The 15,116-nt window shown below is 72.9% G+C and carries 10 protein-coding genes and 1 pseudogene; 2 read left to right on the top strand and 9 right to left on the bottom strand.

Annotation, left to right across the window (positions count from 1 at the left end):
- Positions 1–7: 7 nt before the first annotated feature.
- The 3 genes from holA to JK363_RS16235 all read right to left on the bottom strand — a co-directional run bounded on the left by holA (position 8) and on the right by JK363_RS16235 (position 2,060).
- Positions 8–997, bottom strand: a complete 990-nt coding sequence (gene holA, locus JK363_RS16245) for a DNA polymerase III subunit delta (protein ID WP_201875603.1) — start codon at positions 995–997, stop codon at positions 8–10.
- A gap of 83 nt (positions 998–1,080) precedes the next feature.
- Complete coding sequence (locus JK363_RS16240; RefSeq protein WP_201875602.1) at positions 1,081–1,359, bottom strand: hypothetical protein; 279 nt, start codon at positions 1,357–1,359, stop codon at positions 1,081–1,083.
- 32 nt (positions 1,360–1,391) lie between these two features.
- Positions 1,392–2,060: an O-methyltransferase gene (locus JK363_RS16235; RefSeq protein WP_201875601.1), complete on the bottom strand. Its 669-nt coding sequence runs from the start codon at positions 2,058–2,060 to the stop codon at positions 1,392–1,394.
- A gap of 58 nt (positions 2,061–2,118) precedes the next feature.
- On the opposite strand from JK363_RS16235, the gene JK363_RS16230 reads away from it, so the two are divergent.
- Positions 2,119–3,012 carry a winged helix-turn-helix transcriptional regulator gene (locus tag JK363_RS16230; protein WP_201875600.1) on the top strand — a complete coding sequence of 298 codons (894 nt, stop codon included), beginning with the start codon at positions 2,119–2,121 and terminating at the stop codon, positions 3,010–3,012.
- Between the two features lie 9 nt (positions 3,013–3,021).
- Here JK363_RS16230 and JK363_RS16225 read toward each other — a convergent pair whose 3' ends face one another.
- Positions 3,022–3,750 carry a TetR/AcrR family transcriptional regulator C-terminal domain-containing protein gene (locus JK363_RS16225; protein ID WP_201875599.1) on the bottom strand — a complete coding sequence of 243 codons (729 nt, stop codon included), beginning with the start codon at positions 3,748–3,750 and terminating at the stop codon, positions 3,022–3,024.
- A 145-nt stretch (positions 3,751–3,895) separates the two neighbouring features.
- On the opposite strand from JK363_RS16225, the gene JK363_RS16220 reads away from it, so the two are divergent.
- Positions 3,896–5,359, top strand: coding sequence for an MFS transporter (locus JK363_RS16220; protein WP_236075824.1), 1,464 nt, complete (start codon positions 3,896–3,898; stop codon positions 5,357–5,359).
- Between the two features lie 632 nt (positions 5,360–5,991).
- On the opposite strand, the pseudogene JK363_RS16215 reads toward JK363_RS16220, so the two are convergent.
- From JK363_RS16215 to leuS, 5 genes and pseudogenes are all read right to left on the bottom strand, one after another.
- Positions 5,992–8,748: pseudogene (locus tag JK363_RS16215) on the bottom strand (ComEC/Rec2 family competence protein); the annotation flags it as partial.
- Positions 8,745–9,884 (bottom strand): ComEA family DNA-binding protein, encoded by a 1,140-nt coding sequence (locus JK363_RS16210; RefSeq protein ID WP_372444789.1) that lies wholly within the window; start codon positions 9,882–9,884, stop codon positions 8,745–8,747. The pseudogene JK363_RS16215 and the gene JK363_RS16210, both read right to left, overlap by 4 nt.
- A gap of 120 nt (positions 9,885–10,004) precedes the next feature.
- A complete protein-coding gene (locus JK363_RS16205) occupies positions 10,005–10,850 on the bottom strand; it encodes a DegV family protein (RefSeq protein ID WP_201875596.1) in 846 nt (281 codons plus the stop codon).
- Between the two features lie 113 nt (positions 10,851–10,963).
- Positions 10,964–11,710 carry a hypothetical protein gene (locus tag JK363_RS16200; protein WP_201875595.1) on the bottom strand — a complete coding sequence of 249 codons (747 nt, stop codon included), beginning with the start codon at positions 11,708–11,710 and terminating at the stop codon, positions 10,964–10,966.
- Positions 11,711–11,935: 225 nt separating this feature from the next.
- Complete coding sequence (gene leuS / locus JK363_RS16195; protein WP_201875594.1) at positions 11,936–14,812, bottom strand: leucine--tRNA ligase; 2,877 nt, start codon at positions 14,810–14,812, stop codon at positions 11,936–11,938.
- Between the last annotated feature and the right edge of the window lie 304 nt (positions 14,813–15,116).

Raw genomic sequence — 15,116 nt, 5'->3', positions numbered from 1 at the left:
GCCTTCGCTAGGAGCGACCTGAGCGGGCGGCGCGGGCGATGGTCACGACGGCCTTCTCGAGGGCGTACTCCGGATCGTCCCCGCCGCCCTTGACCCCCGCGTCCGCCTCGGCGACCGCGCGCAGCGCGACCGCCACACCGTCCGCCGACCAGCCGCGCATCTGCTGCCGGACCCGGTCGATCTTCCACGGGGGCATCCCGAGCTCCCGGGCCAGATCGCCGGGGCGGGCCCCGCGCGGGGCCGAGGCCAGCTTGCCGATGGCACGTACGCCCTGGGCCAGGGCGCTGGTGATCAGCACCGGGGCCACTCCGGTGGCCACGGCCCAGCGCAGCGCCTCCAGCGCCTCGGCCGCCCGCCCTTCCACGGCCCGGTCGGCGACGGTGAAGCTGGACGCCTCGGCGCGGCCCGTGTAGTAGCGGGCGACGACGGCCTCGTCGATGGTGCCCTCGACGTCGGCGGCGAGCTGCGACACCGCACTGGCCAGCTCGCGCAGATCACTGCCGATGGCGTCGACCAGCGCCTGGCACGCCTCCGGGGTGGCCGACCGCCCCGTGCCGCGGAACTCCGACCGGACGAACGCCAGCCGGTCGGCGGGCTTGGTCATCTTGGGGCACGCGACCTCGCGCGCCCCGGCCTTGCGGGCCGCGTCGAGCAGGCCCTTGCCCTTGGCTCCGCCCGCGTGCAGCAACACGAGGGTGATCTCCTCGGCGGGGGCGCCGAGATAGCCCTTCACGTCCTTGATGGTGTCGGCCGAGAGATCCTGTGCGTTCCGCACCACGACCACCTTGCGCTCGGCGAAGAGCGAGGGGCTGGTGAGCTCGGCGAGGGTGCCGGGCTGGAGCGCGTCGGGGGTGAGGTCGCGCACATCGGTGTCGGCGTCGGCCGCGCGGGCGGCCGCCACGACCTGCTGCACGGCGCGGTCGAGCAGCAGCTCCTCCTGACCCACGGCGAGGGTCACGGGGGCGAGCGGATCGTCGGTCGTCGTCTTCCTGGCCATCGCGGTCCAGCATCCCACGGACCGCCGACATCGCCCGCCGGGTGTCCGGGCGCCGGGCGGCGTGGGCTTGTGGGCCCGGGGCGTTACTCAGCCTCGAGCCAGCCCTCGTACTCCTCCGCGAACGCGGCCAGCGCCGCCGGGTCCAGCTCCCCGGCCGGGTCCTCGACCACGACCAGCCACTGGGCGTCCTCGGCGTCGTCCTCGCCCGCCAGCGCGTCCCGGACCAACTGGGGTGCGTGGGCGGCGCGGAACCGCTCGGGCAGCGCCTCGGCGACCTCCTCCGCCGCGTCGCGGTCGGGCAGCACCAGGATGTGCCGGGCGCCGTTCAGTCCTTCATCGATCACCGGGTCATTGTCCGGCATCGGGCGTCCGGCGCGGGCGCCGGGCCGCCCGGTCAGCCGGTGACCAGGGCCAGCGCGAAACCGTCGTAGCCCTTCTCGCCGACCGTCTGCACCGCGGTGGCCGTCAGCCGCGGCTCCCGGGCCATCAGCTCGGTGAAACGCCGTACGCCCTGGACGTTCGGATCGGTGCTGGAGGGGTCGGCCACCGCTCCGTCCCGCACCACGTTGTCGCCGATGATCAGGCTGCCGGGACGGGTCAGCCGGAGCGCCCAGTCGAGATAGCCGGGGTTGTTCGGCTTGTCGGCGTCGATGAACACCACGTCGAAGGGGCCCTCGCCCTCCTCGGCCAGCCGCGGGAGGGAGTCCAGCGCCGGTCCGGTGCGGATGTCGACCACCCCGGCCAGCCCCGCCCGCGCCACATTGGCGCGAGCCACCTCGGCGCACCCCGGATCGGCCTCCAGGGAGATCAGCCGTCCGTCCGCGGGCAGGGCCGTGGCCAGCCAGATGGTGCTGTAGCCGCCGAGGGTGCCGATCTCCAGCACCCTGCGTGCGCCCCGGATCCTCGTCAGCAGATGCAGCAGCTTGCCCTGGTTGGGCGCCACCTGGTGCGGCGCCAGACCGGCCGCCGCGCTGAGGTCCAGCGCCGCGTCCAGGGCCGGGTCGGAGGGGGTGAGCAGGGCGTTGAAGTAGGCGTCGACCTCGGTCCACCGGGTCAGCGACATCAGTGAGTTTCCTTTCGGAACGGACATGGTTTCGAAGAGGAACTTACTATGGACGGCCATGACAAGGAAGCGAGATCTCGACGACGTCTGCGGCATCGCCCAGGCCGCGGCCGTGCTCGGCGACTGGTGGAGCCTGCTCGTCCTGCGCGAGGTCGCGCGTGGGCATACCCGCTTCGACGAGCTGACCCGGGAACTGTCCATCTCCCGCAAGGTGCTGGCCGAACGCCTGAAGGAGCTGGTCGACCACGCGGTACTGGAGCGCCGCCCCTATCAGGACCGGCCGGTCCGGTACGCCTACGAACTGACCGAGCGCGGCCGGGCGTTCCTGCCCGTGCTGATCGGCATGCAGGACTGGGCCGACCGCTGGCTGCTCGGCGACGGCGCCCTGACCGCGACCGCCGAGGACGGCAGCGCGGAGACGGCCCGGGTCCGGGAGCTGGTGGGCACCGCCGTACCGCCCGGCCTCGCGCTCACCGGCTCCGACGGCGCCGGCCATGATGTGGTCGCGGAACACAGCGCCGTCACGGTGCTGTTCACCTATCCGGCGACCGGGGTTCCCTCCCCCCTCCCGGACAGCTGGGCGGACATTCCCGGCGCGGTGGGCTGCACCCTGGAGAACCGGCTGTTCCGCGACGCCTGGGAGTCCTTCCGCGCGGCGGGCGCGGCGGTGCGGGGTGTGAGCACCCAACGCACCGATGAACAGGCCGCCTTCGCGGCCGCCGAGAAGGTGCCCTTCCCCCTGCTGTCCGACGGTGAGCTGCGGTTCGCCGCCGCACTGCGGCTGCCCGCCTTCCGCGCGGCGCAGCAACTCCGCCTCAAGCGGCTGATCCTGGTGGTCTCGGGCGCGGATCGCGTCATCCGGCACGCCGTCTTCCCGGTGACCGACATCCCGGCAGCCGTGGACGAGGCCCTCGCCCTGGCCCGGAAGGTGGCCGGCGCCGCTACGGCGTGAGGTGGCCGCCTAGCCGCGATCCGGCCGGGCGCGGTCCAGTTGGGCCTGGAGGCCGTCGAGGAGATAGCGCAGACCGGTGGTGAAGCTGCCGTCCCAGTCGTCGTCGTAGAGATAGCCGTTGGCGGCCAGCGACGGGTACCGGTCGCTGTTCGCCCGCAGTTGTTCCTGGCCGACGCGGCGTTCCTCCTCGGTGATGTGCAGGGCGGTTTCGGTCGAGGCGGATCCCATGACGTGGTTGTAGAGCGCCCAGGTGGCCGCGGAGAGGCTCTTTCCGGTGAACCCGGCGCGGATGAGGGTCGCCTGGAGGAGTTCCATCCAGGCCAGGAAGTTGGGGCCGATGGTCGGGCGCCGCCGCGCGGGAACGGCGGCCGCCCAGGGGTGACGCAGCAGCGCGGCGCGCCAGGTGGTGAGCACGGTGGTGATGTCGTCATGCCAGTCGGCCGTCTGCCCGGCCGGGGGCGGGACCTCGCTGAAAATGGCGTCGACGGCGAGGTCGATCACATCGTCCTTGGTCTCGACGTGCCAGTACAGCGACGGGGCCACCACACCGAGCCGGTCGGCCAGGCGGCGCATGGTCAGCCGGTCGATCCCCTCCTCGTCGAGGAGGGCGACGGCCTCCTCGACGATGCGCGGGAGCGTCAGCGGCGGCTCCCCGCGCGTGGCGCGCCGGGATCGCAGCCAGATGCTCCGCACACCGTCGTCCTGCCGCTGACCGCGCTTGCCACCCGCCGCAACCACCGCGCCTCACCCGTCACTTGATGTCGTCTGTGTCCTCGACCGCTCGGGCCAGTGTAGTACGTTGTTCGCCGTCCCTAACAGCGTTAGGGGATCCCATACGTTGATAGACGCACGGTGGCGGACGGTGAGGGAAATGAGGGACAACATGACGGATTCCACTCCTGATCGACGGCGGTGGTGGGCTCTGCTGGTGGTCAGCGCGGCGCAGTTACTGGTGGTCCTGGACGGGACGATCGTGAACATCGCGCTGCCGTCCGCGCAGAGTGCTCTGGGGATGTCCGACGCGAGCCGGCAATGGGCCATCACCGCCTATGCGCTGGCCTTCGGTGGACTGCTGCTGATCGGCGGCAGGGTGAGCGGTGCGGTCGGACACCGGCGCACCTTCACGGCCGGGCTGATCGGTTTCTCGGCCGCGTCCGCGCTGGGCGGGGCGGCGGTCAACCCCGAGATGCTCTTCGGGGCGCGGGCGTTGCAAGGCGTGTTCGCCGCGGGGCTGGCGCCCGCCGGGATGTCTCTGCTGGCCACGACCTTCACCGAACCACGGGAACGTGGCCGGGCCTTCGGGGTCTTCGCCGCGGTCGGCGCGGCCGGATCCGCCGTCGGTCTGATCGCGGGCGGACTGCTGACCGAGTACACCAGCTGGCGCTGGTGTCTCTACATCAACGTCCCGATCGGCCTGCTCGCCGTACTCGGCGCCACGCTGGTGCCCGCGGACCGGCCGATCCGGGACGGCGGGCGGCTCGACATCCCCGGTGCCCTGCTCGGCACCGGGGGTCTGGCGGCGGTGGTGTACGCGTTCAACCAGGCCGAACCGCACGGGTGGGGCTCGATCCAGGTGCTCGGGCTGCTGGCCGCCGGTCTACTGCTCCTGGTCCTCTTCACGGCCGTCGAGCGCCGCGCCGCTGATCCCCTGCTGCCGATGCGGGTACTGCTGCACCGCACCCGCGCGGGCGCGTTCCTGGCCATCACGCTGATGTTCATCGCGATGTTCGGCTTCTACCTGTTCATGAGCTACTACACACAGACGGTTCTGGGCTATTCACCGGTCCAGGCGGGCTGGACGCTGATCATCAACGCCGCGGCCGCCCTGGTGGGTTCGACCGTCGTCGCCGGACGCCTCCATGGTCGGGTGGGGCCCGTGGCGGTCATCGTGCCGGGCCTGCTCGCCGCGGCCGGCGGCATGCTCGTCCTGACCCGGCTGACCGCGGACAGCGCACATGTCCTCCCGCTGTATCTGGTCCCGGCGCTTGTCCTCACCGGGGTCGGCCTGGGCTGCGTCATCGCCTCGACCGCGAGCCTGGCCATCGCGGGACTGCGCCACCATGACATCGGCGCCGCCTCTGCGGCCTACAACGCCGCACAGCAACTGGGCGCGGCCCTGGGCACGGCACTGCTCAACACCCTCGCCGCGAGCGCCGCCACGTCCTACCTGGCGGACCACACCGAGGCCACCCGAGCGGCGGCCTCGGTACACGGCTACACCACAGCGCTCACCGTGGCCTTCGCCATCCTGCTCGCCGCGGCCTGTCTCACCGCGCCCCTGCTGACCCGCGGCCGCACGGCGGAGGCGTCCCCCGCACGGGAGGAGGAGAACGCCCCGGTCCACTGACGGCCCGGGGCCGTCCGGGGCGTACGGCACCGGTCCGGCGTATACCGCCGGTCCGTCCGGGCGTACGGCCCCGGCCCTACGCCGCATGCCCGAGGCACCGGGCGCCGCCGCGTGGATAGCGTGCGCTGAGGCAGACCGGTCGAGAGGGGAACGGGCGGACCATGGGGAACGATTCAAACGATTCAGTGGCGGTGCGCGATCAACGGCAGCGCAAACGCGATCTGTTGGAGCGGTTGGAGCGGGAGGCGGACATCTGGGTGGCGTCCGCCGACGGGCAGGGGGTGCCTGCCTGGTGCCGCTGTCGTTCCTGTGGGACGGCGAGGCGATCTGGCTCTCCACCCGCCGGACCAATCCCACCGGCCGCAATCTGCGGGAAGTCGGCTGGGCCCGGCTCTCCCTGGCCGACACCCGTGATGTGGTGCTGATCGGGGGAACCGTGGAGGAGTTCGCCCGGGACGAGGTGCCGGTCGCCACCGCCGACACCTTCGCGGCCAAGTCGCTGTGGGATCCCCGCAGATCGGAGAACGGCTCCTCCTACGCGTACTACAAGGTGGCACCCACCGAGGTACAGGTCTGGTACGAGGAGCCCGAGCTCCCGGAGCGCCATCTGATGCGGAACGGCGTGTGGGCCGTCTGAGCACCGCGCGCAGCGCGGGCCCCGTCACGGCGATCGGCCCGTCGGTGTCCGTCCGCAGCACGGCCGCCCCCTGGACACGCAGGGCCGCGATGGTGCGCGGGGACGGATGACCGTACGGATTGTCCGCACCGCAGGAGATCAGCGCGAGGCGCGGGCGGAGGCGGTGCATCAGCCGGGGGTCCTGATAGGCCGAGCCGTGGTGGGCGACCTTCACCACATCGACCCGGGGCAGCTCGGGGTGCGCCGCCAGCAGGGCCCGTTGGGCGGGTGGTTCGAGGTCACCGAGGAGCAGCAGGGTCAGCCCCGCGGTACGCACGAACAGGGTGACGCTCGCGTCGTTCGCCCCCTCCGTCGTCGGTACGGCGGGGGTGGCCGGGGGCGATGCCGGGGGTGGCGGCGCGGGCCACAGGACCTCCCAGGACAGCGGGCCGAACCGGCGCCGCTCCCCCGGCTCCGCCGCGACCACCGGAACATGCGCCGCCCGCGCACGGCGCCGCACGAACTCGGCCTGGCCCGGCGGATCCTCCAGGCTGGTCGTCTCGATGGCGCCCACCCCGCGCCCGCGCAACACACCGGTCAGCCCGGCCACATGGTCGGCGTGGAAGTGGGTGAGCACCAGCAGCGGGATCCGGACCACACCCAGGGAGCGCAGACAGCGGTCGACGGCGTGGGGCTCGGGGCCGGTGTCCACCACGACGGCCGTACCGGATCCAGCCGCCAGGACCAGTGCGTCGCCTTGGCCGACATCACACGCCACCAGCCGCCAACCGGACGGTGGCCAGCCGGTGATGACCCGGGCCAACGGCGCCGGGCGGACCACCGCGAGCAGCAGGCCCAGCGCGCACACCGCGCACAGCCACCGGTGGTGCAGCACGCGCCGGCCCACCAGAACGGCGGCCAGGGTGGCGAGGGCCAGTAGCAGCCCGCCCTGCCACCCGCCCGGCCAGTCCAGCTCCGCCCCGGGCAGGGCCGCGCCCCTCCGGGCCACCTCGGCGATCCACTCCGCGGGCCATCCGGCCGGCCAGGCGATCCACCCGGCGAGCGGCGGAGCGAACGGCGCCGCGGCGAGCGCGGCGAACCCGAGGACGGTGGCCGGGCCGACCGCCACCTCGGCCAGCAGATTGCAGGGAACCCCCACCAGACTCACCCGCTCGGCCAGCACCACGACGACCGGAGCACAGACCGCCTGGGCGGCCGCGGCCGCCGCCAGCACCTCCGCCCATCGGCCCGGCACACCACGGCGGCGCAGCGCGGCCGACCACACCGGCGCGAAGGTGAGCAGCGCGCCGGTGGCCAGGACCGAGAGCGCGAAACCGTAGTCCCGCGCCAGCCATGGGTCGTAGAGGACCAGCGCGAGAACGGCGGCGGCCAGGGCGGGCAGCAGGGATCTACGCCGTCCGGTACCGAGGGCGAGCAGGGTGATCAGCCCGCACACCGCCGCGCGCAGCACACTGGGCTCGGGACGGCACACGATGACAAAGCACAGGGTGAGCGCGCCGCCGAGCACCGCCGTCGCTCTGAGCCGCAGCCCGAGCGCGGCGGCCAGCCCCCGCCGCTCGGCCCGTGCGGCAAGGCGGGGCGGGCCGATCAGCAGGGCGAGAACGAGTGTCAGATTGCTGCCGGAGACCGCCATCAGATGAAGCAGGTCCGTGGCCCGGAACGCCTCGTCGAGGTCGGGCGGTACCCGGGAGGTGTCCCCCACGACCAGCCCCGGCAGCAGTGCCCGCGCGTCCGGGGAGAGCCCGTCCGTCGCGGTCCGCAGCCCCGCGCGCAGCCGTCCCGCCTGCTGCTGGAGGGCGCTGGGCTCACCGATGACCCGCGGCGGCCCACCGCCGTCGACCCGCACCACGGCCGCGACGCGGTCCCCCTCGCGCAGCGGCGGCGCCAGACGGCCGTGCAGCCGCAGCCGGGTCGAGGGCAGCAGCTCGAGCCAGCGCGCCCGCTCCCGCGCGGCCCCCGCCCGGACCGTCACCAGCACGGGGGCACGGGTGACGGTCGTTGTGCCGTCGGGTCCGGTGACCCGCCCGACCTCCGCCTCGATCACCACCGCCACGGGCGCGAGCGCGGCACCCCGCACCCGGGGGCGGGTGAGCCGGGGGTCACCGGTGACCTTGACCTCGGCGGTGATCCCGGCGTACTCCCGGGCCAGCGACGGAACCGGACCCTCCCGCACCTCGGCCGCATGCAGCGCGGCGACCGCCCCCGCTGCCGCACCGCAGAGCAGCGCCGCCGCTACCGCCCCCGCAACGCTCCGCCGCCGCCCGCCGCCGTGCGTGGGGGAGTTGGTGTCGCGCGCCACCCCTCTCCCGCCCGTCCGGGTCGCCGGATCGTGGGCCGGGAGCACGGCGCCGGGAGGGCGGGTACCGTCGGGGCCGTGGTGGGGACGGGGTGTGCCCGCGCGTGGCCGACCAGCCATGGCCGGGTCCGTTCGATGGCCGACCCCCAACAGGCCGCGGTCCCGGAACAGATGACGGGCCCGGAACAGGTCACGGGACCTGAGCAGATCGCGGGCCCGGAGCGGATGGCTGGTCCTGAACAGCAGGGCGGCTGCCGCGAGGCAGGCCAGCGCGCAGACCACGGCGACGGTCCGGCCCGGCGTGCCCAGGGCGACGGCCGCGGCGATCCAGGCCGTGACGGCGGGTGGCACCAGCCGGAGGTCGGGCGGGCCCTCCTGGCGGGGCTCGGACGCCCCGCGCGGAGAGGCGGCCGCGGCATGCACCGGTGCACGGGCCCGGGTGGGCTGTGCCGTCATGGGCGGACCAGCGGACGCAGATCGGCGAACCGGCGCTCGCCGATCCCATTCACTTCGCGGAGTTCATCGATGCTGCGGAAACCGCCGTGCTGGGTGCGGTAGTCGATGATGTGCCGCGCCAGCACCGGACCGACGCCTGGCAGGGTGTCCAACTGCTCGGGAGTCGCGGAGTTGAGGCTGACCGGACCACCCGGCGCACCCGGACCGCCCGGCGCACCCGGACCGCCCGGCGCACCCGGACCGCCCGGCGCACCGGGAGCACCGTTACCGGTGCCCGTGCCGGCTCCGGGGCCCGTACCGCCGCCCGTACCCGCGGCGTTGCCCCCTGCGGAGGGCGGGCCGCCGCCGGGGGCCTGGCCCGCCGGGGCGCCGACCACGAGCTGTTCGCCGTCGACCAGCGGACGGGCGCGGTTCAGCCCGCTGGTGTCCGCGCCCGGCCGTACCCCGCCCGCCGCCTCCAGAGCGTCGTCGACCCGCGCGCCGGACGGCAGCGTACGCAACCCCGGGCGGCGGACCTTGCCCGTCACATCGACCACGACCGAACGGCCCGCACCCACGCCGGACCGCCCACCAGGGGTGGGAACAGGCCCGGCGGGCGCGGCGCGCGGCGCTTCGGGCTCCGGCGCTCGCACGGTCTGCGGACGGCCGGTCCAGAAGTGGTACACCGCGAAGGCCACCGCCACGAGCAGAGTGACCGACAGCGCCGCGAGGGTTCTGAGCCGCATACCGCAGCGCACCTGGAGCCATGTCGGCAGCCGCTCCCGCAGCACCAGCCGGGTCCGCTCGCGGCGCCGCACCGCCCCACCACCACCGGTCCCGACGCCGGTCCCGGCTCCTGCCCCGGCTCTGGCTCTGGCTCTGGCTCCGGCCCCGGCCCCGGCCTCAACGTCCTCCTCGGACTCGACCGTGTCGGCCCACCGGGGTGCCGGACGCGCCGGAGCCTGCGCCTCCGGACCGTCCCGGCTACCGAGGGCGACGGTGGTGCCGCATCCGCTCTGCCGCCCAGCGTGGCGCGCGGGCAACAGGGCCGCGGCCCGAGCCGCGGACGACGGCTTTCCCGCCGGCGCGAACGCCCGACCCCCGCGATGACGACCGCGCTCCGTACCGATGATTACTGGCTGTGATCGTGACCTCATGCCTCCCGACCGTAGGCACATCCGGTCGATCCCGCTGAGCCGCCCCACATCCCGGGGAAAACCCAGCGGTTGTGGATATCCCGGTCACCCCGGCGAGTGACCGACCCCAGCCCCCGGCCCCTACCGCGGCGAAACGATCGCGCCCAGCAGTCCCGGCCCGGTGTGGGCGCCGATCACCGCGCCCACCTCCCCCACATACAGCTCCACCAGCCCCGGCACCCGCTCCCGCAGCCGATCCGCGAGCGCCGCCGCCCGCTCCCCCGCCGCCAGATGCTGCACCGCGATGTCCACGGAGCTCTGTCCGGCCCGCTCCACCACCAGCTCCTCCAGCCGGGCGATGGCCTTCGAGGCGGTGCGCACCTTCTCCCGGAGTGAGATCCGCCCGTCGTCGAGCTGGAGCAGCGGTTTGACCGCCAGCGCGGAGCCGAGGAGGGCCTGCGCCGTGCCGATGCGGCCGCCGCGCCGCAGATAGTCGAGGGTGTCCACGTAGAAGTAGGCCGCGGTGCCGTCGGCCCGCTTCTGGGCCGCCGCCACGATCTCGTCCAGCGTGCCCCCGCCGTCCGCCGTCTCGGCCGCGGCCAGCGCGCAGAAGCCCAGCGCCATCGCGACCATGCCGCTGTCCATCACCCGCACCGGCACCGGGGCGTCCTGGGCGGCGAGCACCGCCGCGTCGTAGGTACCGGAGATCTCGGCGGACAGATGGAGGGAGACGATGCCCGTAGCCCCCTCCGCGGCGGCGGCGCGGTAGGCCGCGGCGAACATCTCGGGGCTGGGCCGGGAAGTTGTCACCGGCCTGCGCTTCTGGAGGGCCTGTGCGAGGGAACGCGCCGAGATCTCGGTGCCCTCCTCCAGGGCCCGGTCTCCGAGCACCACCGTCAGCGGAACGGCGGTGATGCGGTGCCGCTCCATCGCCTCCTGCGGCAGGTACGCCGTTGAATCGGTCACGATCGCGACATGGCGGGACATGACAGGGAGGTTATCGGGGGACGCGCCGGGCCGACAGCTCGACCCCGCCAGATGATCACTGACCGTACCGGTCAGGCCCGTTCCGGCCCGCATCGGCGCCTGTGCGATCCGCGTCAGGCCGTGTTCTCCGGACGGGCGGATTTCTGCCACGGCTTCTGCCAGGAGAAACCCTCCGTCCGGGGCGCCGTACCGATCGAAGGCGGCTCCGGCGGCCGCGTCCGCCCGGAACGCTCAGAACGCTCAGATCGCCCGGAATCCTCGGAACGCTCGGAAGCACCTTGAGAGACCCCCTGCGCCCCCTGCGGCTGCCCCGGCTCCTCCGACGTCCAGTGCCGCAGCGCGCCCGCCTCCATGTCGATCTCGCGGCCCAGTGTCTCCAGATCGTCCCGGGCGAACCGCTGGGCCCGGTCCCGCGCCGCCCATCGCAGCGAGTCCGCGGAGTGGGTGATCCGCTGGGTGCGCTCCCGCAGCTCGGGCAGCAGGGCGGTGACCCTGGCCTTGTCGGGTTCCCGCTCCAGCCGCTTGAGGTCCTCCTCCAGTTCCTGCCCGTGCTCGGTGAGCCGCCGGAACAGCCCCAACGACTCCGACAGCGAGCGGTCTTGCTCCGCCGAGGCGTTCAGCGCCTGCTCGGTGGCCTGCATCGAGGAGCGCAGGGACAGCCGCAGCTCGGCCAGCTCACCGGCGGTGCCCGGCTGGGCGAACTGGCGGGCCCGCAGCCGGGTGTCCTCCACCGTGCGCCGGGCTTGGTGCACGGTGCGGTCGATGCCCCGCTTGGCCGCCTTGACCGCCCGCGCGGTCGCGTAGACCCCCATTCCGGCACAGACCAGGAACAGCACCAACAGGATCCAAACGGCTTCCATGCGCGCTCCTTCGGGCGTCGGTCACGGCGGCGGCACGCGTCAACGGCACTCGTTCCTCCAGCCTAAACGGACCGGGCGGGCCGGGGGTTCCTGAGGAACCCCCGGCCCGCCCGTACGGGGAACCGCCACGCGGGGAACCGCCACGCGGGGAACCGCCACGCGGGGAAACCGCCACGCGGCGACCGTCACCCCGGAACGACAACGATCACGCCGGACCGACAGCGATCACGCCGGGACGATGTTGACCAGCTTCGGCGCCCGCACGATCACCTTGCGGATGCCCGCGCCGTCCAGCGCCGCCACCACCGCCGGGTCTCCCAGGGCCAGCTTCTCCAGCTCGTCCTCCGAGACCGACGGGGACACCTCCAGCCGCGCCTTGACCTTGCCCTTGATCTGCACCACGCACGTCACCGTCTCGTCCACCACATACGCCGGGTCGGCGACCGGCAGGGGCTCGTGGACGACCGAGGTGGTGTGGCCCAGCTTGCGCCACAGCTCCTCGGCGATGTGCGGGGCCAGCGGGGCGATCAGCAGCACCAGGCCCTCGGCCACCTGGCGCGGCACCTCACGCACCTTGGTGACGTGGTTGTTCAGCTCGGTGATCTTGGCGATGGCGGTGTTGAAGCGCAGGCCCACCATGTCCTGCCGGACCCCGTCGATCGCCTTGTGCAGGGCGCGCAGCGTCGCCTCGTCGGGCTCGGCGTCGACGACCACCGGCTCGCCGGTGTTCTCGTCCACGACATTGCGCCACAGCCGCTGCAACAGCCGGTACTGGCCGACGACCGCGCGGGTGTCCCAGGGGCGCGAAACGTCCAGCGGGCCCATGGCCAGCTCGTACAGCCGCAGCGTGTCGGCCCCGTACTCGGCGCAGATCTCGTCCGGCGTGACGGCGTTCTTCAGGGACTTGCCCATCTTGCCCAGCACCCGGGTGACCTTCTCGCCCTGGTACCAGTAGGCGCCGTCGCGCTCCTCGACCTCGGCGGCCGGAACGGCGATGCCCCGGCTGTCCCGGTAGACAAACGCCTGGATCATGCCCTGGTTGTACAGCTTGTGGAACGGCTCGGACGAGGAGACATGGCGCAGGTCGAACAGCACCTTGGACCAGAAGCGGGCGTACAGCAGATGCAGTACGGCGTGCTCGGCGCCGCCGATGTACAGGTCGACACCGCCGCCCGGCTGCCCCTCGCGCGGGCCCATCCAGTAGCGCTCGATGTCCGGGTCGACCAGCCGGTCGTCGTTGCGCGGGTCCAGGTAGCGCAGCTCGTACCAGCACGATCCGGCCCAGTTGGGCATGGTGTTGGTCTCGCGGCGGTACCGGCGGGGGCCGCGGCCGTCACCCAGGTCCAGCATCACGTTGACCCAGTCCTCGTTCCGGGACAGCGGGGTCTCCGGGGAGGTGTCGGCATCGTCCGGGTCGAAGGTGCGCGGTGCGTAGTCGTCGACCTCGGGCAGCTCCAGGGGCAGCATCGACTCGGGCAGCGGATGGGCGATGCCGTCCTCGTCGTAGACGATCGGGAAGGGCTCGCCCCAGTAGCGCTGGCGGCTGAACAGCCAGTCACGCAGCCGGAAGTTGACGGTGCCCTCGCCGATCCCGCGGGCCTCCAGCCACTCGGTGATACGCGCCTTGGCCTCGACGACGCCCAGCCCGTCCAGCGAGACGGACTCCCCAGTGGAGTTGACGATCTTCGCGTCATAGGAGGCGAAGGCGTCGTCCCAGGTGGAGGGGTCGGTGCCACGGTCGTCCGAGGGCTTCACCACACAGCGCATGGGCAGTTCGAAGGCGCGGGCGAAGGCGAAGTCACGGGTGTCATGCGCCGGAACGGCCATGATCGCGCCGGTGCCGTAGCCCATCAGCACATAGTCGGCGATGAAGACCGGCACCGGTTCGCCGCTGACCGGGTTGACCGCGAACGCGCCGGTGAAGACACCGGTCTTGTCCTTGGCCTCGGCCTGCCGCTCCACATCGGACTTGGCCGCGGCCTGCTTGCGGTACGCGGCGATGGCCGCGGCCGGGGTGGCGTGCCCGCCGGTCCACACCTCGTGGGTGCCCTCGGGCCAGGCGGCCGGGACGATCTCGTCCACCAGGCCGTGCTCGGGGGCCAGCACCATATAGGTGGCGCCGAACAGGGTGTCCTGGCGGGTGGTGAAGACGGTGATCTTCGCCTCGGGGTGGTCGGCCACCGGGAAGTCCACCCGGGCACCCTCGCTGCGCCCGATCCAGTTGCGCTGTTGCAGCTTGATGGCCTCGGGCCAGTCCAGCGCGTCCAGGTCCGACAGCAGCCGGTCGGCGTAGGCGGTGATGCGCATGTTCCACTGGCGCAGCTTGGCCTTGAAGACGGGGAAGTTGCCGCGCTCGGAGCGGCCCTCCGCGGTGACCTCCTCGTTGGCCAGCACGGTGCCCAGCCCGGGGCACCAGTTGACGGGCGCGTCCGAGGCGTACGCCAGGCGGTAGCCGCCCAGGACGTCCGCGCGCTCGGCCTCGGTCAGCTCGGCCCAGGGGCGGCCGTCGGGGGTCGGGCGCTCACCGGAGGTGAACTGCTCGACCAGGGTGGCGATCGGGCGGGCCTTCCGCGCCTCCGGGTCGTACCAGGAATTGAAGATCTGGAGGAAGATCCACTGGGTCCACCGGTAGTAGTCCGGGTCGATCGTCGCGAAGGAGCGGCGCGGATCGTGGCCCAGGCCCAACCGGCGCAGCTGGCGCCGCATGTTCTCGATGTTGGCCTCGGTGCTCACCCTGGGGTGGGTGCCGGTCTGCACCGCGTACTGCTCGGCGGGCAGGCCGAAGGCGTCGAAGCCCAGGGTGTGCAGGACGTTGTGGCCCGTCATGCGGTGGTAGCGGGCGTAGGCGTCGGTGGCGATGTAGCCCAGCGGATGGCCGACGTGCAGACCCGCACCCGAGGGGTACGGGAACATGTCCATGACGAACTTCTTGGGCCGGGCGACGGCCTCGGCGTCACCGGCCAGGTCACCGCTGGGGTTGGCCGCGTCATACGTGCCGTTCGCGGCCCAGAAGTCCTGCCAGCGGGCTTCGATGTCAGCGGCCAGGGCGGCCGTGTAGCGGTGCGGCGCGGCCACCTCGGCCGCGGCATTGGTCTCGCTCATGATCCTCAAAGCTCCATCGGTCGTCTCTGCCTGCGGTAGGGAACGGCTCCCTCTTGCCTCCGAAACAAAAAGACCCCTCGCACAGGAGGGGACGCCGCGCCGATGCCGACCGGAACTGTTCTCGGTCGGTACGTGATCAGCGCGGCCCGCTAAGCAGAAGGCGTACGGCACGCATGGAGCCAGGTTACCGCAGGGCACCAATGGCCCGCATCGAGGGAGCCGCGGTGGCGGGAAGAAGAAACGACGGGCGGAACGAACCCGTAAAACCCCGAGTGATAAAAGAGACGGACCGCCCATATCGGAC

Origin of the sequence: Streptomyces coffeae (assembly GCF_016741875.1) — a bacterium.
Lineage (GTDB): Bacteria > Actinomycetota > Actinomycetes > Streptomycetales > Streptomycetaceae > Streptomyces > Streptomyces coffeae.
This window is presented reverse-complemented; position numbering and strand designations above follow the sequence as displayed.

Coding starts and splice junctions, on each gene's coding strand:
- holA (WP_201875603.1), bottom strand. CDS start 997: ATGGCCAGGAAGACGACGACCGACGATCCGCTCGCCCCCGTGACCCTC.
- JK363_RS16240 (WP_201875602.1), bottom strand. CDS start 1,359: ATGCCGGACAATGACCCGGTGATCGATGAAGGACTGAACGGCGCCCGG.
- JK363_RS16235 (WP_201875601.1), bottom strand. CDS start 2,060: ATGTCGCTGACCCGGTGGACCGAGGTCGACGCCTACTTCAACGCCCTG.
- JK363_RS16230 (WP_201875600.1), top strand. CDS start 2,119: ATGACAAGGAAGCGAGATCTCGACGACGTCTGCGGCATCGCCCAGGCC.
- JK363_RS16220 (WP_236075824.1), top strand. CDS start 3,896: ATGACGGATTCCACTCCTGATCGACGGCGGTGGTGGGCTCTGCTGGTG.
- JK363_RS16210 (WP_372444789.1), bottom strand. CDS start 9,884: ATGAGGTCACGATCACAGCCAGTAATCATCGGTACGGAGCGCGGTCGT.
- JK363_RS16205 (WP_201875596.1), bottom strand. CDS start 10,850: ATGTCCCGCCATGTCGCGATCGTGACCGATTCAACGGCGTACCTGCCG.
- JK363_RS16200 (WP_201875595.1), bottom strand. CDS start 11,710: ATGGAAGCCGTTTGGATCCTGTTGGTGCTGTTCCTGGTCTGTGCCGGA.
- leuS (WP_201875594.1), bottom strand. CDS start 14,812: ATGAGCGAGACCAATGCCGCGGCCGAGGTGGCCGCGCCGCACCGCTAC.